At 55.9% G+C, this 17,564-nt stretch carries 22 protein-coding genes; 11 read left to right on the top strand and 11 right to left on the bottom strand.

The window, feature by feature from the left end:
• Position 1: 1 nt before the first annotated feature.
• The 8 genes from ACAM29_RS11150 to ACAM29_RS11115 are packed head-to-tail and all read right to left on the bottom strand — an operon-like array spanning position 2 to position 5,685.
• Positions 2-463, bottom strand: a complete 462-nt coding sequence (locus tag ACAM29_RS11150) for a PTS sugar transporter subunit IIA (protein ID WP_091821745.1) — start codon at positions 461-463, stop codon at positions 2-4.
• Between the two features lie 21 nt (positions 464-484).
• Positions 485-775, bottom strand: a complete 291-nt coding sequence (gene hpf, locus ACAM29_RS11145; RefSeq protein ID WP_091821741.1) for a ribosome hibernation promoting factor — start codon at positions 773-775, stop codon at positions 485-487.
• A gap of 51 nt (positions 776-826) precedes the next feature.
• A complete protein-coding gene (locus ACAM29_RS11140; RefSeq protein ID WP_369624144.1) occupies positions 827-2,332 on the bottom strand; it encodes an RNA polymerase factor sigma-54 in 1,506 nt (501 codons plus the stop codon).
• A 51-nt stretch (positions 2,333-2,383) separates the two neighbouring features.
• Entirely contained in the window at positions 2,384-3,109 is a 726-nt protein-coding gene (lptB, locus tag ACAM29_RS11135) for an LPS export ABC transporter ATP-binding protein (RefSeq protein ID WP_091821734.1), read from the bottom strand.
• On the bottom strand, positions 3,109-3,621 hold the full coding sequence (lptA, locus tag ACAM29_RS11130) for a lipopolysaccharide transport periplasmic protein LptA (protein WP_091821731.1): 513 nt from the start codon (positions 3,619-3,621) through the stop codon (positions 3,109-3,111). The genes lptB and lptA overlap by 1 nt, the downstream gene beginning before the upstream one ends.
• Positions 3,611-4,174, bottom strand: a complete 564-nt coding sequence (gene lptC, locus ACAM29_RS11125) for an LPS export ABC transporter periplasmic protein LptC (protein WP_091821728.1) — start codon at positions 4,172-4,174, stop codon at positions 3,611-3,613. Before lptC ends, lptA begins: the two co-directional genes overlap by 11 nt.
• The gene (locus tag ACAM29_RS11120; RefSeq protein ID WP_369624143.1) at positions 4,175-4,714 is read right to left on the bottom strand and encodes a KdsC family phosphatase; all 540 of its coding nucleotides are present in this window, start codon (positions 4,712-4,714) and stop codon (positions 4,175-4,177) included.
• Positions 4,714-5,685, bottom strand: coding sequence for a KpsF/GutQ family sugar-phosphate isomerase (locus ACAM29_RS11115; protein ID WP_091822833.1), 972 nt, complete (start codon positions 5,683-5,685; stop codon positions 4,714-4,716). The genes ACAM29_RS11120 and ACAM29_RS11115 overlap by 1 nt, the downstream gene beginning before the upstream one ends.
• A 203-nt stretch (positions 5,686-5,888) precedes the next feature.
• Between ACAM29_RS11115 and ACAM29_RS11110 the strand changes: the two genes are divergently transcribed.
• The 9 genes from ACAM29_RS11110 to hisD all read left to right on the top strand — a co-directional run bounded on the left by ACAM29_RS11110 (position 5,889) and on the right by hisD (position 12,469).
• Positions 5,889-6,701, top strand: coding sequence for an ATP-binding cassette domain-containing protein (locus ACAM29_RS11110; RefSeq protein ID WP_369624142.1), 813 nt, complete (start codon positions 5,889-5,891; stop codon positions 6,699-6,701).
• A gap of 2 nt (positions 6,702-6,703) precedes the next feature.
• The gene (gene mlaE, locus ACAM29_RS11105) at positions 6,704-7,486 is read left to right on the top strand and encodes a lipid asymmetry maintenance ABC transporter permease subunit MlaE (RefSeq protein WP_369625142.1); all 783 of its coding nucleotides are present in this window, start codon (positions 6,704-6,706) and stop codon (positions 7,484-7,486) included.
• Position 7,487: 1 nt separating this feature from the next.
• Positions 7,488-7,946 carry an outer membrane lipid asymmetry maintenance protein MlaD gene (gene mlaD, locus ACAM29_RS11100; protein ID WP_091821718.1) on the top strand — a complete coding sequence of 153 codons (459 nt, stop codon included), beginning with the start codon at positions 7,488-7,490 and terminating at the stop codon, positions 7,944-7,946.
• The gene (locus ACAM29_RS11095; protein WP_254774941.1) at positions 7,943-8,617 is read left to right on the top strand and encodes a phospholipid-binding protein MlaC; all 675 of its coding nucleotides are present in this window, start codon (positions 7,943-7,945) and stop codon (positions 8,615-8,617) included. The genes mlaD and ACAM29_RS11095 overlap by 4 nt, the downstream gene beginning before the upstream one ends.
• Complete coding sequence (locus ACAM29_RS11090; protein ID WP_369624141.1) at positions 8,592-8,894, top strand: lipid asymmetry maintenance protein MlaB; 303 nt, start codon at positions 8,592-8,594, stop codon at positions 8,892-8,894. Before ACAM29_RS11095 ends, ACAM29_RS11090 begins: the two co-directional genes overlap by 26 nt.
• 85 nt (positions 8,895-8,979) lie before the next feature.
• A complete protein-coding gene (locus tag ACAM29_RS11085; RefSeq protein ID WP_091821712.1) occupies positions 8,980-9,219 on the top strand; it encodes a BolA family protein in 240 nt (79 codons plus the stop codon).
• A 19-nt stretch (positions 9,220-9,238) separates the two neighbouring features.
• Entirely contained in the window at positions 9,239-10,501 is a 1,263-nt protein-coding gene (gene murA / locus ACAM29_RS11080; RefSeq protein ID WP_091821708.1) for a UDP-N-acetylglucosamine 1-carboxyvinyltransferase, read from the top strand.
• 16 nt (positions 10,502-10,517) lie between these two features.
• Positions 10,518-11,168, top strand: coding sequence for an ATP phosphoribosyltransferase (hisG, locus tag ACAM29_RS11075; protein WP_091821704.1), 651 nt, complete (start codon positions 10,518-10,520; stop codon positions 11,166-11,168).
• The gene (hisD, locus tag ACAM29_RS11070; protein ID WP_369624140.1) at positions 11,165-12,469 is read left to right on the top strand and encodes a histidinol dehydrogenase; all 1,305 of its coding nucleotides are present in this window, start codon (positions 11,165-11,167) and stop codon (positions 12,467-12,469) included. Before hisG ends, hisD begins: the two co-directional genes overlap by 4 nt.
• A gap of 73 nt (positions 12,470-12,542) precedes the next feature.
• On the opposite strand, the gene ACAM29_RS11065 is transcribed toward hisD, so the two are convergent.
• A complete protein-coding gene (locus ACAM29_RS11065) occupies positions 12,543-13,691 on the bottom strand; it encodes a Do family serine endopeptidase (protein ID WP_369624139.1) in 1,149 nt (382 codons plus the stop codon).
• Between the two features lie 85 nt (positions 13,692-13,776).
• On the opposite strand from ACAM29_RS11065, the gene ACAM29_RS11060 reads away from it, so the two are divergent.
• Positions 13,777-14,538 carry a Nif3-like dinuclear metal center hexameric protein gene (locus ACAM29_RS11060; RefSeq protein WP_369624138.1) on the top strand — a complete coding sequence of 254 codons (762 nt, stop codon included), beginning with the start codon at positions 13,777-13,779 and terminating at the stop codon, positions 14,536-14,538.
• 34 nt (positions 14,539-14,572) lie between these two features.
• On the opposite strand, the gene ACAM29_RS11055 is transcribed toward ACAM29_RS11060, so the two are convergent.
• Positions 14,573-15,148: a DUF1043 family protein gene (locus ACAM29_RS11055; RefSeq protein ID WP_354409325.1), complete on the bottom strand. Its 576-nt coding sequence runs from the start codon at positions 15,146-15,148 to the stop codon at positions 14,573-14,575.
• 296 nt (positions 15,149-15,444) lie between these two features.
• Here ACAM29_RS11055 and ACAM29_RS11050 point away from each other — a divergent pair, with 296 nt between their 5' ends.
• A complete protein-coding gene (locus tag ACAM29_RS11050; protein ID WP_354409327.1) occupies positions 15,445-16,989 on the top strand; it encodes an HDOD domain-containing protein in 1,545 nt (514 codons plus the stop codon).
• Positions 16,990-16,998: 9 nt separating this feature from the next.
• Here ACAM29_RS11050 and ACAM29_RS11045 read toward each other — a convergent pair whose 3' ends face one another.
• Positions 16,999-17,559 carry a cob(I)yrinic acid a,c-diamide adenosyltransferase gene (locus ACAM29_RS11045; protein ID WP_091821686.1) on the bottom strand — a complete coding sequence of 187 codons (561 nt, stop codon included), beginning with the start codon at positions 17,557-17,559 and terminating at the stop codon, positions 16,999-17,001.
• Between the last annotated feature and the right edge of the window lie 5 nt (positions 17,560-17,564).

The following is a 17,564-nucleotide window of genomic DNA, read 5'->3' as shown; positions in this document are numbered from 1 at the left end:
GTCAGGCGCCTCTGCAGAGAGTTTGAACGCGATCCAGCAGGCTTGAGGAATCTTCGCAGCTGCGCAGTGATTCACGGGTGCTGGAGTCGTTGAACAGCTCTGCCAACCCTGCCAGTGTCTGCAGGTGCTCTTCAGCGCCGTCTTCGGGAACCAGCAGGAAGCAGATCAGGTCGACTGGACGGTTGTCGATGGCATCGAAGTCAATCGGGCTGGACAGCGTCATCAGTAATCCGATGGCTGTTGTAACACCTGGAATTCTGCAATGAGGAATGGCAACGCCTTCACCGATACCGGTGCTGCCAAGGCGTTCTCGGTTGATCAGGCCGCTGAAGATATCTTCAGCGGCCATGCCGTCCAGCTGCTCGGCGATAGTCTGGCTGGCGAGCTCAAGCGCTCGCTTTTTGCTGACCACATCGACGTGGCAGAGTGTACGGGATGAGGTCAGCAGTTCTGATAGTTGCATGTCGTGACGTGCTGCTACCGGTTATTTGTGGGATTTGAGTTTTTCTTTGTGCTTGATGATCTGGCGGTCAAGCTTGTCCACCATGCCATCAATTGCAGCATACATGTCGTCATGCTCATGCGCTGCGAATACTTCACCGCCGGCCAGGTGGATATCGGCTTCGGCCTTCTGGCGCAGCTTCTCGACACTGAGGGTGACCTGTACATTGGTGATGTTATCGAAGTGGCGTTCCAGTCGGTCGAACTTGGTACGTACATATTCGTTCAGGGCGTCAGTCAGTTCGACGTGATGGCCAGTGATGTTGATCTGCATAGGTTTTCTCCTCGTCATAAAGCACGTTCTTCCGGCGTGCCTGTAGTCTCATTAAACCAGACGCTTGCGCTCATTAGAAGGCGGAATGTTCATCGCTTCACGATATTTTGCCACTGTGCGTCTGGCTACGTTAAATCCCTGCTCTTTCAGCAGGTCGGCTATCTTGTTATCACTGAGTGGTTTTGCGGTATTCTCCGCGCTGATCAGCTTCTTGATCAAGGCACGAATGGCGGTAGAGGAGGCAGCGCCTCCGTCTGACGTGCTCACATGGCTGGAGAAAAAATACTTCAGCTCGAAGATGCCTCGGGGTGTATGCATGTATTTCTGGGTAGTGACACGGGAAATGGTTGATTCGTGCATCTCTACGGCTTCAGCGATGTCATGCAGAACCATCGGCTTCATACCCTCTTCACCTTCCTCGAAAAAATCGATCTGGCGGGCCACGATCTCGGTGGCGACCTTGAGCAGGGTTTCGTTGCGACTCAGCAGGCTCTTCAGAAACCAGCGCGCTTCCTGTAGATGGTTTTTCAGATAGGTGTTGTCAGCGCTGTTGTCGGCCCGTCTTATAAGATCAGCATAGTCGGTATTGATACGCAGCTTGGGGGATGCCTCTGAGTTCAGGCTTACATTCCACTGCCCCTGCACCTTGCGCACCACGACATCAGGTATAACGTACTCTGACTGTTCACTGCTGATGCTGGTGCCCGGTTTTGGATTAAGCGACTGGATCAGACTGATGATCTGTTGCAGGGCCTCCTCCTTCAGGCGCATGCGGCGCATCAAGGTACGATAGTCATGATTACCGAGCAGACCCAGGTGATCGCGTACCAGGCGTAATGCCTCTTTCAGCATCGGAGTGTTTTCAGGCAGCTGGCGCAGCTGTATCTGCAGACATTCGCTCAGGTCTCGTGCGCAGACACCGGGCGGGTCAAACTGTTGCAGGCGGTGCAGTACCGTTTCAATCTCTTCAGGCTCGGCATCTGCAAACAGCTGGGGTTCGCTCCGGGTGAAGTGTTCCAGAACTTCATCTACGTCCGTGCGTAGATAGCCATCCGGATCGACAGCATCGATAAGGGCCATGGCGACCATACGGTCAGGGTCACTCATGGGGGTCAAGTTGAGCTGCCACAGCAGGTGATCCTGAAGGCTGTCTTCGGCCGAATCGTTATCACCGGGTTCCCAGTCATCATCACGGGCAGGACCGGGTGTACTCTGGTGCTGGAAGGTATCATCCCAGTTGCTGTCGGTGGACAGCTCACGAGGGATTTCATCATTCCACCGCTCTTCCAGTGCGTTTTCGTCCCAGCTGTCCTCGTCAGCGGTGTCGTTAGAGAGGCTGTCGGCAGAGGCGTCGTGACGATCATCACGGGCTTCAGTCTGGGCTTCTTCGGCGCTGTCCAGTTCCTCCTCGACTTCCAGCAGTGGGTTACTCTCCAGGGCTTCCTGGATCTCCTGCTGCAGGTCCAGCGTTGACAGTTGCAGCAGACGTATTGCTTGTTGCAACTGGGGTGTCATCGTCAGATGCTGGCCGATCTTGAGTTGTAACGATTGCTTCATATCAGAGCTGCCAGGTGGACGGAGTGGATGTACATGATTGACGACTCAGGATCAAAGGGAAAACTGCTCGCCCAGATAGGCACGGCGAACCTGTTCGTTAGCCAGGATCTCGGCCGGTGTGCCCTGTGCGAGTATTCCCCCTTCACTTACGATATATGCTCGTTCGCAGATGTCGAGTGTCTCGCGCACGTTATGATCGGTGATCAGAATGCCAATGCCGCGAGACTGCAGGTGGCGAATGGTTTGTTTGATATCGCTGACCGAGATTGGATCAACGCCGGCAAAGGGTTCGTCCAGCAGGATAAAGTCAGGCTCGGTTGCCAAGGCCCGTGCGATTTCAACACGTCGACGCTCTCCGCCAGACAGGGCCATACCCAGGCTATTGCGCAGGTGAGTAATGTGAAACTCTTCCAGCAGCTGCTCCAGTAATGCCTTACGATCCGAGGTATTCAGCTCCTTGCGAGTTTCCAGAATGGCCATCAGGTTGTCATGTACGCTCAGCTTCCGAAACACCGAAGCTTCCTGAGGCAGATAGCCGATACCGCGGCGAGCGCGCTCATGCATGGGCAGGCGGGTAACGTCGTCCTGGTGCAGTCGGATTTGTCCCCGGTCGGCGTGGATAAGCCCCACGATCATATAAAAGCAGGTGGTCTTGCCGGCACCGTTGGGTCCCAGCAGACCAACGATCTGGCCCGTTTCCATCTGCAGGGATACATCCTGTACCACCTGGCGCCCCTTGTAGCTTTTGGCAAGGTGCAAGGCTTCCAGTGTCGCCATCAGTTGGTCCCCGTCGGCTTGGGCTGAATCACCATTTTGACCCGTTCGCCGCCCTCGCGGTCGCTGCCGAAAGCGTTCACCACCGCACGCGCCATATTGTAAACGATCCGCTCTCCGGTGAAGGTATCCTTGGACTGATCGACGCGTGCATTTTCGGTGATGGTAACCTCTTGTTGCTTGACCCGGTACTCCATCCTTTCACCGTAGGCCTTGGTCAGGGGCTGATCGGCAGATGGCTGCTGCTGAAATCTGGCCGGCTTGCCGGTGGAGATAATGCGGTCAATGCTGCCGTCAGCTGCACGGTGCAGTTCAACGCGCTCACCACGAATTTCCATGCTGCCCTGAATTATTTCCACATCGCCTGTGTATACGGTGATACCGGTACGCTCGTTCATGCTGGCGCGGTCAGCCGAGACGTTGATTGGCTGATTGCGATCCTCGGGCAGTGCCTGCACGCTGGCGGACAGGCTCAGCAGCAGGGTGGTCAGCAACACAGGGCGGTTAATTCGCATGGTATGTACCTTTTACCTCGGACAGCAGTTCAACCCGCTGTTCGTCAAAAAAGACCTCCATGCCTTGGCTTTCCATATGGTCCAGGCCGCGTATTACCCTGACTGGCAGGTCTGTGTGGGCATAGTCGCGTGGAGGGTAGAGTGTCAGTCGCTCGGTCAGCATCTCGCTGGCACTGCCTGAAGGCGGATTATCATGAAGCTGTACATCACCTGCAAGTACTATGCGTTCCTGTGAGTCGGGCATGCGGCCTTCCTGTGCCAAAATACGGAACTCACCACTCTGCTCGCGGGGTATCAGGGTGGTTGGGTTGTCCAGCAGCATCTCACCTGGTTCAGGGTAGTGGCGCATCAGAGGAGAGCTCAGTTCCTGTGCCATTTCGCCGCTCTGGTTCCAGCGCGTGATCCGGGCCTCGCGGACGAAAAAGTCGATCCGAGCGGCACCATTGTCCAGTAAAGGCTCGTCGTTCAGCCGGGTAGAGGCAAACCCCCACCAGAGCAGGGGCACCAGCAGCAGGATCAAGGCGATGGAGAGTCTCAGTCGACTTTGCAGCATTCAGCGGTACTCGTCGTAGATGGCGCTGAGTTTGCCCTGTGCGGCCAGAATCAACTCGCAAAACTCCCTTGCGGCCCCCTTGCCTCCAGCGGCACTGCTGCACCAATCCGCCTCTTTGCGCACCAGTGGATGACCGTTGGGTACACAGGCGCCAAAGGCGCAGGCGCGAATGGCGGCAAGGTCGGGCAGGTCGTCTCCGATATAGGCGGTATCGGCAGCGCTGTGTCGACTGGTTTGCCACAGTTCATCCAGTGCGACCAGTTTGTCTTCTCGCCCCTGGCGCAGATAGGTGATGCCTAACGCTTCAGCTCGCTGCTCCACCTGGGGCGAACGGCGCCCCGTGATGATGGCCGTCTCGATGCCACAGCGATGCAGCAGCTTGATACCGAGGCCGTCGAGGGTGTGAAAGCTTTTGACTTCGCGGCCATCGGCCAGAAAGTTGAGGCGGCCATCTGTCAGAATGCCATCGACATCGAACACTGCCAGACGGATATTACTTAGTGCCTCACGCAATGAAGTGGGAAAATTGTCCAGCTGCATCAGATGACTCCCGCTTTCAGCATGTCATGCATGTTGAGAGCGCCGACCGGCCGATCATGCTCGTCAACTACCAACAATGCGTTGATTTTGCGCTGCTGCATCAGGCTGAGGGCTTCGGCAGCCAGAATGCCGGGAGATACACGTGTACATTCGGTTGTCATCACGTCAGCAATGGGTGTGCTGGCGAGGTTGATCTCCTGATCCAGTGTGCGGCGCAAGTCACCGTCAGTAAAGACACCCAGCAATTTACCCTGTGGATCGGTCACGGCCGTCATGCCCAAGCGTTTACGTGTGACTTCCAGCAGTGCTTCACGCACCGAGGTGCTGGCCTGGACCTGAGGAATGTCCTCACCGGTGTGCATGATGTCGTCGACTTTCAGCAGTAACCGTCGGCCAAGACTGCCACCTGGGTGTGAGAAGGCAAAGTCTTCGCTGCTGAAACCGCGGGCTTCGAGCAGCGCAATGGCCAATGCATCACCCAATACCAGCTGTGCCGTTGTACTGGAAGTTGGAGCAAGCCCCAATGGGCAGGCTTCACGATCGACGGGGATGTGCAGATTGACATCCGCGCTGTGCGCGAGGGTGGAATCGGCATTCGCCGTAATGCTGATCATGGGGGCTCCCATTCGTTTGATCAGTGGCAAAATGGTAATGAGTTCAGCGGTTTCGCCTGAGTTGGACAGGGCCAGCACGACATCATTGCCGGTAAACATGCCGAGATCACCGTGACTGGCTTCGCCAGGGTGAACGAAAAAGGACGGAGTGCCGGTACTGGCGAGGGTGGCGGCTATCTTGTTGCCGATGTGCCCAGACTTGCCCATACCTGTCACAATGACACGACCCTTGCAATTGAACATCAGATTACAGGCCTGGCTGAAATGCTCGTCAAGGTGGTTCAGCAACTCCTGTACCGCCTCCAGTTCCAGGCGGATGGTCTGCTGGCCGGATCGGAGGTAGTCGCTTTGAGTCATGGTCGGTATCACCTGATCAGTTGTGTCTGCCAAAAACGGCATTCTACCCCAGAGTGGCCGGGGCGCCTAACGCATGTCTGACAAGCCTGAGGAAGACGTTCAAGTTTAACCGTCGCAGTGGTATATTGCCCACCTTTGTGTATGGATTGCGGGCCCGTCACAGAGGCCTGAATCTGAACGGAAGCTGGAGCCATGCTGACGCTATGAAGCCTGAAAGCGATGCCATTATTGATATCCGCGGATTGAGTTTCTCCCGTGGCGATCGGCCAATTTTTGATGGCGTGGATATCAAAATACCACGCGGCAAAGTGACGGCTATCATGGGACCGTCCGGTACCGGCAAAACAACTTTGCTCAAGTTGATCGGTGGCCAGCTGCGCCCTGATCGTGGCGATATTCTGCTGGATTATCTTAATATTCCGACTCTGGGCCGGCGTGAGCTGTTCGAGGTGCGTGAACGCATGGGGATGCTGTTCCAGAGCGGAGCGCTTTTTACCGACATGGATGTATTTGAAAACGTGGCTTTTCCGCTGCGAGTGCATACCGATCTTCCCGAAGAAATGATCCGAGATATCGTGCTTATGAAACTGCAGGCGGTAGGGCTGCGGGGAGCGCGTGAATTGATGCCAAGTGAGTTGTCAGGTGGCATGGCGCGTCGTGTTGCCCTGGCGCGCGCCATCTCACTGGACCCGGATATCGTAATGTATGACGAACCCTTTACCGGGCAGGATCCTATTGCGATGGGTGTGTTGGTAAACCTGATTCGAAGGCTTAATCAGGCGTTGGGGCATACCAGTATCATTGTGTCGCACGATATCAAGGAGACCCTCGGAATTGCGGACTATATATACATACTTTCGGATGCCAAGGTTATTGCCCGCGGCACCCCGAAGGAGCTGGCCGATGTAGATTCCGACAAGGTGCGCCAGTTCATGCAGGGGTTGCCTGATGGACCCGTGCCGTTCCATTACAAGGCGCCGGACTACATGCAGGACCTGCTGGGAGAAACACGGTAATGATGCTGAATATGTTGCAGCGGCTGGGCCATCGGTCCCTGTCGAGACTTGCGGCGCTTGGGCGGGCGAGCCAAATTCTGTTCCAGTCCCTGGTGGCCAGGCCGCAGCCGTTGATGATGTTGCCACTGGTGCTCAAGCAGATCTGGTTTGTCGGGGTGCTGTCACTGGTGATTATCGTAGTATCCGGCGGCTTTATCGGCATGGTGCTGGGGTTGCAGGGCTATACCATCCTGGTCGATTACGGATCAGAACAGGCGGTTGGTCAGATGGTTGCGCTGAGCCTGGTACGCGAACTGGCACCGGTAGTGGCCGCTCTGCTGTTTGCCGGTCGGGCAGGTTCGGCACTGACAGCGGAAATCGGTCTGATGAAGGCCACTGAACAGCTTGCCAGTCTTGAAATGATCGGGGTCGACCCGTTGCGCCGTATTGTCGCACCACGCCTGTGGGCTGGGTTCATCTGCATGCCATTGTTGGCCATGATCTTTGCCGTTGTGGGCATCTGGGGTGGCTCTCTGGTCGCAGTGGATTGGTTGGGGATTTATGAAGGCTCTTTCTGGGCCAACATGCAGCAGTCGGTCAGTTTTTATGATGATGTTGTCAACGGCATTATCAAGGCCGTTTGTTTTGGTCTGGTGGTGACCTGGATAGCGGTATTCCAGGGATACGACTGTATCCCTACCTCGGAAGGAATCAGTCAGGCAACGACCCGTACGGTTGTGTACTCGTCGCTGGCGGTGCTGGGGCTCGATTTTGTACTGACAGCTTTGATGTTTGGAGAACTCTGAAATGCGCATGAGAACCGTAGAAATCGGTGTGGGAGCGTTCATGCTGGCGGGTATCGCCGCCCTGCTTGTGCTGGCGTTGAACGTCAGTGGTCTGAACCTGTCTGAACAAGGTAAGGGGTACAAGGTATATGCTCGTTTTGAAAACATAGGTGGCCTGACCCCAAGGGCCAAGGTATCGATGTCTGGTGTTCAGATCGGCAAGGTGACCGCGATCCGTATTGATACACGCATGTTGATGGCTGAAGTCGAGATGGAGATTTTCAACGAAGTTGATTACCTCACTACTGACAGTTCGGCCAGTATTCTGACAGCTGGACTTCTGGGTGAACAATATATCGGTGTTGTGCCGGGCGCGGATGTGGAAGTGCTTGGCGACGGTGATTACATTGAAGATACACAATCGGCTTTAGTGCTTGAAGAGCTGATCGGCAAGTTCCTGTTCAACAAGGTGGGTGAATGATGATGGTTAAAGTCTGCAGGAATGCCCTGGTCGCATTGCTGGTGCTGGTGATTCAGCCGGCGGTGGCAGAGGGCAGCTGGAATGAGGCCAGTGCTGTAATCGACAGCGCTACCCGAGACATGCTGGCGTTGATGGACAATGATGCCCTGACCGGAGAAGAGAACATCGAAAAGATGATGGGCGAAATCGAAACCATCATTGCGCCGGTGGTTGATTTCCCCTACATCGCGCGTCAAGTCATGGGCAAGTATTTCCGTCGTGCATCTGATGAGGAGCGTGATCGCTTTGCGGATGTGTTCAAGACAACCCTGCTGCGCACCTATGCCAAATCGATTTCCGGCTTTGAGTTGCGTAACTACGACATGCAGGTTCCGGGCTCGGAAAGCCCAGAGCCTGACAAACAGGTCGTGAGCGTCAATATGCAGGCCGCTAATGGTCAAACCTACACACTGGTCTACTACATGTTGCGTCAGCAGGATCGTTGGACGCTGGTGAACGTGATGGTGGATGGCATCAATCTGCGTATCACCTTCCGTAATCAGTTTGCTGACCTGTATGAGCGTAACCGGTCCATGTCAGCCACAATCGAGGCATGGGCTGATCAGATGCAGGATGTCAACCTGAAGGAGCAGCCGGGCGGGCAGGATGAAACTGACAGCAGCGAAGCTTGATACCAGCAACGACGGCGTTATCCGGGTCTCCGGTGACTTGACGTTCCAGACCGTTCCGGCGCTGCGCGAGCCGTTGCTGCAGGAACTCTTTGCCCGTGAGGGGGAACGTCGACTGAATCTGGAGGCCGTGGGGCGCGTCGACAGCTCGGCGCTGTCGCTTTGGCTGGTGTGCCAGCGTGAAGCGAAACGCAGAGGGGTCAATCTGATACTGGAAAGTCCGCCGCAAGATCTTTGTTCGATTGCCGAGTTGGTCGGGCTTGAGGGTGTGCGGCGCTGAGGGTCAATCGCCTTTTGTCCCCCTTTTCGTTATCATCAGCGCCAGTTTTAAGAGTACAGACCACGTTGCAGCATGGGAGTAGCGAATGCAGGCTGATGAAGTAAAACAGATTCTGGAACAGCAGCTTGACGGTTGCACCGCTTACACGGCAGGGGAAGGCTGTGATTTTCAGGTGACCGTAGTCGGTGATGTATTTGCTGGCCTTACACCGGTCAAGAAGCAGCAATTGGTATACGGCTGCCTCACCGAACAGATCGCCAGCGGCGCCATTCATGCCGTAACCATCAAGACCTATACCCCGGAACAATGGGCCGCACTGAACTGAGTTTCCAGCAGGAATACCGATGGACAAACTGATTATCGAAGGCGGTGCCTGCCTCAATGGAGAGGTCCGTATCTCCGGCGCCAAAAACTCGGCACTGCCGATCCTGGCCGCGACCTTGCTGGCGGACGAGCCGGTCACTATATGCAATTTGCCCCATCTGCATGATATTACCACTATGCTGGAGCTTTTGCGCCGCATGGGAGTGGATCTGACTGTTGATGAAAAGCTGAGCGTTGAGCTCAACGCCAGTACCATTACCGACCTGTGTGCGCCCTACGAGCTGGTAAAAACCATGCGCGCCTCGATTCTGGTACTTGGGCCTTTGCTGGCACACTTCGGTCGAGCAGAAGTATCCCTGCCAGGGGGCTGTGCCATCGGCAGCCGCCCGGTTGATCTGCATATCCGCGGCCTTGAGGCTATGGGGGCCGATATCGTCGTTGAAAACGGATACATCCGTGCCAGCAGCAACGGTCGTCTAAAGGGCGCGCGTGTATTTTTTGATGTGGTAACCGTAACCGGGACAGAAAATATCCTGATGGCAGCGGCACTGGCAGAAGGTGAAACCATCATCGAAAATGCTGCTCGTGAGCCTGAAGTGGTCGATCTTGCCAACTGCCTCAATGCGATGGGGGCGGATGTGCGCGGGGCCGGTACCGACACCATTACCGTACATGGTGTGGAATCACTCAAGGGTTGTCGTTACTCGGTATTGCCGGATCGAATTGAAACCGGCACCTTCCTGGTGGCTGCAGCCGCGACCGGAGGCAGGGTCAAGTGCAAGAATACACGGCCGGATACACTCGATGCCGTGTTGCAAAAATTGAGAGAGGCCGGTGCCGAGATTGAAACCGGTGCAGACTGGATCAGCCTGGATATGCATGGACAGCGGCCGAAAGCGGTCAGTGTTACAACCGCTCCCTATCCTGCATTCCCGACCGATATGCAGGCACAGTTTGCAGCACTGGATGCGGTTGCGATCGGTGTGGGCAAGATCCGCGAGACCGTATTTGAAAACCGCTTCATGCACATGCAGGAGATGATCCGCATGGGCGCGGACATCTCCATAGAAGGTAATACAGCCATTATTGAAGGTGTCAAAAAGCTGCAAGGCGCACCTGTCATGGCGACCGATCTGCGCGCATCGGCCAGCCTTGTGATTGCAGCCCTGGTGGCGGAAGGCGAAACCGAAATTGACCGCATCTATCACATTGACCGCGGTTATGAATGTATCGAAGAGAAATTGCAGCTGCTGGGCGCGCGTATTCGCCGCGTCCCGGGCTGAGTGAGCGAAGAGGCCAATGAAACAACAGCTGACCATCGCCCTGTCAAAGGGGCGCATCCTGAAAGAGACCCTGCCGCTGCTGGCAGCGGCCGATATCGTACCGGCTGAGGACATATTCAGCAGTCGCAAGCTGATTTTCGATACCAATCATTCGCATATCAAGCTGGTGGTCATTCGGGCAACCGATGTGCCCACCTATGTTGAATACGGCGGTGCCGATATGGGGGTGGCAGGCAAGGATGTGCTGATGGAGCATGGTGGTGAGGGACTGTATGAGCCACTGGACCTCGAAATTGCCAAATGTCAGCTGATGGTAGCCGGGATGAAGAATGCGGCCGCGGTTGAGGGGCGTATGAAGGTGGCGACCAAGTTCGTCAACCTGACCCGAGAGTACTTTGCCCGTCAGGGGCAGCAGGTCGATATCATCAAGCTCTACGGCGCGATGGAACTGGCGCCGATCATGGGGCTAGCCGACCGAATAGTGGATATCGTGGATACCGGCAACACCCTTCGCGCCAACGGCCTGGAGCCGATGCAGCACATTGCTGATATCAGCTCTCGCCTGGTGGTTGGCCAACCGTCAATGAAAATGAAGCACGCACTGATTCAGCCGATTCTGGATCAGTTGCAGCAGGCGATCGATGCACGTCGGGAGGGGGCAGCATGAGTATCTCCATTCAACGTCTGGATGCGGCGCAGTCCGATTTTGATCAGCAGTTGAGTCGCTTGCTGGCGTGGGAAAGTGTGTCAGATGACAAGGTCAACACGATCGTCAATGAAGTGATTGGCCGTGTACGTACCGAAGGCGATGCTGCACTGGTCGAGTACACCAACCGCTTTGACCGCACCAATGCCCGGTCGATGCAGGATCTTGAACTGGGGCAGGCGCGTTTGCAGCAGGCACTGGATGGCCTGCCGGCTGAACAGCGCGCTGCACTGGAAAAGGCAGCCGACCGTGTGCGTGGCTACCATGAACGGCAGAAGGGTGAGTCTTGGCAGTATACTGAAGCCGATGGCACCATGCTGGGCCAGCAAATCACGCCGATGGACCGTGTTGGCATCTATGTTCCCGGTGGCAAGGCGGCCTATCCCTCTTCGGTGCTGATGAATGCACTGCCGGCCCATGTGGCAGGCGTGCGTGAAATCATTATGGTTGTGCCCACCCCTGAAGGCGTTCTCAACGAACTGGTACTGGCAGCGGCAGCGCTGGCAGGTGTCGACCGTGTGTTTACCCTTGGTGGTGCTCAAGCGGTGGCTGCACTGGCCTATGGCACTGAAACGGTGCCGCGGGTAGACAAAATCGTGGGTCCGGGCAACATTTTTGTCGCGACAGCCAAACGTGCCGTTTTTGGTGCTGTTGGTATCGACATGATTGCCGGTCCCTCCGAAATCCTGGTGGTATGCGACGGCAAAACAGACCCGGACTGGGTTGCGATGGACCTGTTTTCGCAGGCTGAACATGACGAGGATGCGCAATCGATTCTGATCTGCCCAGATGCAGACTACCTGGACCAGGTTGAGGCCAGTATCAACAAGCTGCTGCCAACCATGGAACGGCGCGAGATTATCGAAATTTCATTGCAGAACCGTGCTGCCTTGATCAAAGTGGCCGACATGGAGCAGGCTGCGGAGCTGAGCAATCGTATAGCGCCGGAGCACTTGGAGCTGTCTGTGGAAGACCCGGTTGCACTGCTGCCTCAGATTCGTCATGCCGGGGCCATCTTCATGGGACGCTACACAGCGGAGGCATTGGGAGACTACTGTGCCGGTCCCAATCATGTACTGCCGACCTCTGGTACGGCGCGGTTCTCATCTCCTCTGGGGGTCTATGACTTCCAGAAACGCTCATCGTTGATCATGTTCTCAGCCGATGGGGCATCGGAAATGGGTAAGGTGGCGTCGGTACTTGCTCGTGGCGAGAGCCTGACCGCTCATGCGCGCTCGGCAGAGTACAGGATCAAGAACTGATCCGAAAACAGCATGCAGCGTGGCACAATAAAGGCTCCGGAGGGAGCCTTTATCTGTTTCAGTGGCGGATGTATCAATTACGGCTGGGTGGGCGCTCACCGATGCTGGCTGTAACCATCATCTCATGACCATCCCTAAGGACACCCAGTGCAATTTTCTGCCCAGGCTTGAAGCGAGCGATACGATTCATGGTAGCGCGACTGGTGGTGACTGGCTCACCTTCAACCTGCAGCAGAATATCGCCGGGCTGGAGTCCTGCCTGGTGGGCCGGGCCGTTGCGGAAGATGCCCGCCACAATCAGGCCAGGCCGCTCACCAACACCGAATGACTCGGCGAGCCGAGGGGTCAGTTCCTGAATCTCTACGCCGAGCCAGCCACGGATTACGCGGCCATGACTGATCAAATCCTGCATCACCTGTCTTGCCAGCGATGAGGGGATGGCAAAACCGATTCCCTGCGAGCCTCCGGATTTGGAAAAAATGGCGGTATTGATGCCAACCAGGTTGCCGTGTGCATCCACCAGCGCCCCGCCAGAATTTCCGGGGTTGATCGCGGCGTCGGTCTGGATGAAGTCTTCATAGGTGCTCAAGCCAAGGCGGTTGCGACCGGTGGCACTGATGATCCCCATGGTGACGGTCTGGCCAACGCCGAAGGGGTTGCCTATCGCCAGTGCGACATCCCCGATGCGTAGCTCGTCATTGGCCGCCAGTGTGATGCTGGGCAGGTCTGTAAGCTCTATCTTGAGGACGGCGAGATCCGTTTCCGGGTCAAGGCCGACAACGCTGGCCTGTGCCTCTCGGCCATCACGCAGTGCCACCACGATACTGTCAGCCCCGCTGATAACGTGATTATTGGTGACGACATATCCTTGTTCGTTAAGAATAACGCCAGAGCCAAGGCTGGACTCTATTCGGTCGCGTTGTGGCAGTTGCTCGGCATTGAAAAAATTGCGGAAGAAAGGATCATTCAAAAGAGGGTTGACTGGCTGGCGAACCAGTGTGCGTGTATAGATGTTCACCACGGCAGGAGCTGCTTTGTCGACCGCGTCAGCATAGGACACCACGCCTTCTCGTGCTGGGAGTGTCAGTTCAGAGGAGGCGGCCTCGCGGATCTCGACAGTGGTAACAGGCGGTGAGATCAGCTGTGGATAAAATTGCAGTATCAGCAGAGCGGCAAGAATACCGGTTACTACTGGCCAGATGAGATAGGATACTCTGCGCATCTTGCTTGATTGCACCTGTACATCATTTCAGACTGGACTGATTATACGGCTGCGCGGGCTGTTTTGAAAATTGATGGAGGAATTGATGTCGATGAATATCAATGAGCTGGTGAAATACTGTGACCAGCTGCTTCAGGTCGGCAGTTTCCGTGATTATTGTCCCAACGGCCTGCAGGTGGAAGGGCGTTCCCGGATTAGCCGTATTCTCACAGGGGTGACGGCCAGTCAGGCGCTGCTGGATGTCGCTGTTGAGTGGCAGGCTGATCTGGTACTGGTACACCATGGCTACTTCTGGAAAGGCGAGTCACAGGTGGTGACGGGGATCAAGCAGCGGCGGCTGAAAACCTTGCTGCAGCATGATATCAATTTGATGGCTTATCATTTGCCGCTGGATGCGCACCCGACACTGGGCAACAACGCCAGGCTCGCTGAGCTGCTGGGGTTCAAGGTGGAAGGGCCACTTGAGCCCGGGGCCGTGCCGGCGATTGGTAATATGGGACGACTTGAGCAAGGTTTGTCACTGCAGGCACTGGAGCAGCGCATCAGCCATGTATTGGGTCGCAGTCCGCAGGTTATAAGTGGCGGGAGTCATGATATTCGAACGGTCGCCTGGTGTACCGGGGCTGCAGAGCGGATGATTGAGCATGCGCTGGCACAGGGTGCGGATGCCTACATCAGCGGCGAGATTTCAGAGCCGGTGGTGCACATTGCGCGCGAAGCGGGAATTCACTACATCGGTGCGGGCCATCATGCAACCGAACGTTATGGTGTGCAGGCCCTTGGGGAACATCTGGCTGAGCAGTTCGGGCTGGAACACCGGTTTGTCGATATCGACAACCCGGTGTAAGCCCTGAAGTACCCTAATAAAGCGGGCGGAAGGGTCAGTTTTTTGGCTTCTGCTCTGAAGAACGCTTATGGGAATCATCCTCCGGTGCATCATCACCGTAAGCAGTCGGATCATGGGCGGCAGGCGCTTTCGTGTGCTCTTCCGCTTCTGCCTGCTCTTTACGGCTCAAGCCGTAACTTTCAGACAGGGTGCCCGCTTCGTCGGACTTCTTCGGAGCGTAATCACGCGGTGGCTCCGGGAGCTCTTCCTGTTCGCTGTTATCAAGCGCATCTGTCACGGTTGGAATGTCCTGGCCCAGTTTGGGCGGTGCCTCATGCTGCAGTGCCATTGAGGCCGGTAGCCCTGGGCAAAGCGACTCTGCGCTGTTGGCGAGGTGCTGGTGCACCTTGCGGTACTGTTCGCTCAGACCATTAACCAGCTCGGCCGTTTCCTCGAAATGGTGACCAACTTTGGTCCTGTACTGCTCAAGCTCGCTGCGGGCGCTGTCCAATTCATCCACAAGCTCTTGCTCGCGATTCGAAGAGCCACCGGCACGACCCAGCAGATAACCGATGAGGGCGCCGATCGCCAGGGCAATCAGTGTGATAATCCATATGTTGCTTTGTTCCACGCCTCAGTCCTCATTCACAAAATCTGTTAACGCCTTCATATTAAAGTAAAGCGATCCTGAAACCCATGCATCAACCATTATTCTTGTCGCAAGAGTCGTGTCCATAGGCGGTTGGTCGAGTAGCCCTCAGCTATACTGTGCAAGTGCGCCTTGGCTTGATGTCAGTCACAGCGAGTATCCGTTGTGCAGCTTAGAAGAGACTCTTCTGTACCCGCTGGATCAAGGCGTGATCGGCGGGTAACTCTGATACAATGCCGTCCAATTGCGACAGTATATTGCGGTGAGGACAGCCTAGATTGAAATACCAGGAAACACTTAACGCTATTTATGCCCGCCTGGATCGTCTGGGTGACCTGCCTGTATTCAGTGCTACGGTGAATCGTATTCGTCAGGTCAGCAGCTCCCGACAAAGTGATGCCATGGCTCTGGCCATGGCAGTGATGAAAGATGCCAACCTGTCAGCCAAACTGCTCAAGATAGCCAATACCCACACCTACAATCGAGGCCAGGGCAAAATAAGCGCCGTTTCCAGAGCGGTTGTACTGATTGGCTTTGAGCGGATTCACAATCTCTGCATGACCCTCAAGCTGATCGAAAGCTTTCGGGATGAGCAACCGGATACAGGGATCGAGCAGCTGCTGATCAGTGCCTTTCTCAATGCGTCCATCGCCCGGGAAATGGCCGCTGCGGCCGGGGCTGTTGATATAGAGGAAACCTATATCTGTGGTTTGCTCTACGGACTGGGGGAGATTATCGTTGCCTTCACCTTGCCGGATACCTATCGCGACATGCTGCGCCAGCGTGCCCTCAAGCGAGAGGGGTGGCCACGTATCCAGCTACAGGCGCTGGGTGGGCACTTCAGTGACATAGGCCAGGATTTGGCGCAAAGCTGGGGCTTTCCAAAAACCGTAGTACAGGCGATGGATCCGCTGTCAGCCGATCAACTGCACGGCAAGGACAAGCTGAATCATCGCTTGGCCGCCGGCTGTCATGATCTGTTGGAATTGATCTATCGACGTGATACTTCCGGTGACCTGGATTACACCGAGCTGATGCTGGATCTGGCATCAGCTACCCGGCAACCGGTGGACAGCCTGGATCTGCATGTCAGCGAAGCGTTTCGTCAGGTGTGTGATTTGGCTGATGAGTACGGTCTCAGGAACAGTACCATCAGTCCTCGCGTCGAGGCGTCTGAAGATGCGCCACTGGACGAAGCTACCCGCAAGTTGGCCTATTATGTCCACTCCCGAGAGGCCCGCCGACGCGACCCTGACGTTGTGCCGGCCCCGCTTGAATCGGCTCAGTTGGATGAAAAAGCTCACTGGATGGAACAACAGCTTATCTATCTGCAGCGGCTGAACGAACTCATCAGTGAGCAGGCCGGTGCCACCAGTCTGCTGGAAGTGGCTGTCGATGCGATTGTAAAAAGCTGTGCTTTGGAGCGTTCGGCGTTCTGTATGCTCGGTTCTGAAGGCAAGGAACTCAGGGCAAAACTGGTGTCGGGACTTGATGGACGACCGCTGCGTCATTTTTTTCAGCTAAGGCGCGATGATGAGTGGGCTACGCTGTTCTTTCGTCTGATGGATAAGCGTATGACCTTGCTGGTGCCTGATACCGATGAGCCGGGCTGGCGTGACCGACTGCCAGCCGAGTTCATGCAACAGGTGGATCCACGTGGTTTCATCATGGCGCCTCTGGTCGTCAATGACAGGGTGATCGGCTTAATCTATGCCGATAAAATCACACCGGGGAGTATTGTCGAGGATCAGGAATTTCGGGTATTCAACCAGTTTTTGGTGCAGGCCCGCCTTGGGTTGGAGGTCCTGCGTCATCGGCGTTAATACCTGCGCCTACTTTGGCCGGCGTGGCTGCCACAGTACTTCAGTACCACTATTGAGGCGGCTCAGTGTACGGGCACACACGAACAGCAGGTCTGAGAGTCGGTTGAGGTAAGCTGCACTTTGCGGGTTGACACTGTCGGTACCGGCCAGTTCAACAACCCGGCGTTCGGCGCGCCGACACACACAGCGACAGAGGTGAGCCTGAGCGGCTGCACGGTTGCCGCCGGGCAGAATAAACTCCTCCAGTGGCGGCAATTCGGTGTTGAGGCTATCCAGTTGCTGCTCAAGCCATAGAACCACTTCCTGTGTGATTACAGTGTAATCCGGGTCCGCTACGGCCAGCTCGCCGCCGATATCAAACAGGTCATTCTGAATGCGCTGCAACAGCGGTGACAGGCTGTCCGGCATGTCAATCTCAGCTAGCAGCAGCCCCAGCAGGCTGTTGAGTTCATCCACATCACCAAGTGCCTCGATGCGCGGGTGATATTTTGGGATGCGTTGGCCGTTTGCCAAAGCGGTAGTACCGCTGTCGCCGCTGCGAGTATAGATTCGAGTGAGACGATTACTCATGTGGG

Source organism: Marinobacterium sp. BA1 (assembly GCF_041155135.1).
In the GTDB taxonomy this organism is placed as follows: Bacteria; Pseudomonadota; Gammaproteobacteria; order Pseudomonadales; family Balneatricaceae; genus Marinobacterium; species Marinobacterium iners.
The sequence above is the reverse complement of the archived record's forward strand: the minus strand, read 5'-3'. Positions and strand labels throughout refer to the sequence as shown.

What these genes read in the sequence shown, in the direction of transcription:
- ACAM29_RS11150 (WP_091821745.1), bottom strand. Translation starts at nt 463, where the DNA reads ATGCAACTATCAGAACTGCTGACCTCATCCCGTACACTCTGCCACGTC.
- hpf (WP_091821741.1), bottom strand. Translation starts at nt 775, where the DNA reads ATGCAGATCAACATCACTGGCCATCACGTCGAACTGACTGACGCCCTG.
- ACAM29_RS11140 (WP_369624144.1), bottom strand. Translation starts at nt 2,332, where the DNA reads ATGAAGCAATCGTTACAACTCAAGATCGGCCAGCATCTGACGATGACA.
- lptB (WP_091821734.1), bottom strand. Translation starts at nt 3,109, where the DNA reads ATGGCGACACTGGAAGCCTTGCACCTTGCCAAAAGCTACAAGGGGCGC.
- lptA (WP_091821731.1), bottom strand. Translation starts at nt 3,621, where the DNA reads ATGCGAATTAACCGCCCTGTGTTGCTGACCACCCTGCTGCTGAGCCTG.
- lptC (WP_091821728.1), bottom strand. Translation starts at nt 4,174, where the DNA reads ATGCTGCAAAGTCGACTGAGACTCTCCATCGCCTTGATCCTGCTGCTG.
- ACAM29_RS11120 (WP_369624143.1), bottom strand. Translation starts at nt 4,714, where the DNA reads ATGCAGCTGGACAATTTTCCCACTTCATTGCGTGAGGCACTAAGTAAT.
- ACAM29_RS11115 (WP_091822833.1), bottom strand. Translation starts at nt 5,685, where the DNA reads ATGACTCAAAGCGACTACCTCCGATCCGGCCAGCAGACCATCCGCCTG.
- ACAM29_RS11110 (WP_369624142.1), top strand. Translation starts at nt 5,889, where the DNA reads ATGAAGCCTGAAAGCGATGCCATTATTGATATCCGCGGATTGAGTTTC.
- mlaE (WP_369625142.1), top strand. Translation starts at nt 6,704, where the DNA reads ATGCTGAATATGTTGCAGCGGCTGGGCCATCGGTCCCTGTCGAGACTT.
- mlaD (WP_091821718.1), top strand. Translation starts at nt 7,488, where the DNA reads ATGCGCATGAGAACCGTAGAAATCGGTGTGGGAGCGTTCATGCTGGCG.
- ACAM29_RS11095 (WP_254774941.1), top strand. Translation starts at nt 7,943, where the DNA reads ATGATGATGGTTAAAGTCTGCAGGAATGCCCTGGTCGCATTGCTGGTG.
- ACAM29_RS11090 (WP_369624141.1), top strand. Translation starts at nt 8,592, where the DNA reads ATGAAACTGACAGCAGCGAAGCTTGATACCAGCAACGACGGCGTTATC.
- ACAM29_RS11085 (WP_091821712.1), top strand. Translation starts at nt 8,980, where the DNA reads ATGCAGGCTGATGAAGTAAAACAGATTCTGGAACAGCAGCTTGACGGT.
- murA (WP_091821708.1), top strand. Translation starts at nt 9,239, where the DNA reads ATGGACAAACTGATTATCGAAGGCGGTGCCTGCCTCAATGGAGAGGTC.
- hisG (WP_091821704.1), top strand. Translation starts at nt 10,518, where the DNA reads ATGAAACAACAGCTGACCATCGCCCTGTCAAAGGGGCGCATCCTGAAA.
- hisD (WP_369624140.1), top strand. Translation starts at nt 11,165, where the DNA reads ATGAGTATCTCCATTCAACGTCTGGATGCGGCGCAGTCCGATTTTGAT.
- ACAM29_RS11065 (WP_369624139.1), bottom strand. Translation starts at nt 13,691, where the DNA reads ATGCGCAGAGTATCCTATCTCATCTGGCCAGTAGTAACCGGTATTCTT.
- ACAM29_RS11060 (WP_369624138.1), top strand. Translation starts at nt 13,777, where the DNA reads ATGTCGATGAATATCAATGAGCTGGTGAAATACTGTGACCAGCTGCTT.
- ACAM29_RS11045 (WP_091821686.1), bottom strand. Translation starts at nt 17,559, where the DNA reads ATGAGTAATCGTCTCACTCGAATCTATACTCGCAGCGGCGACAGCGGT.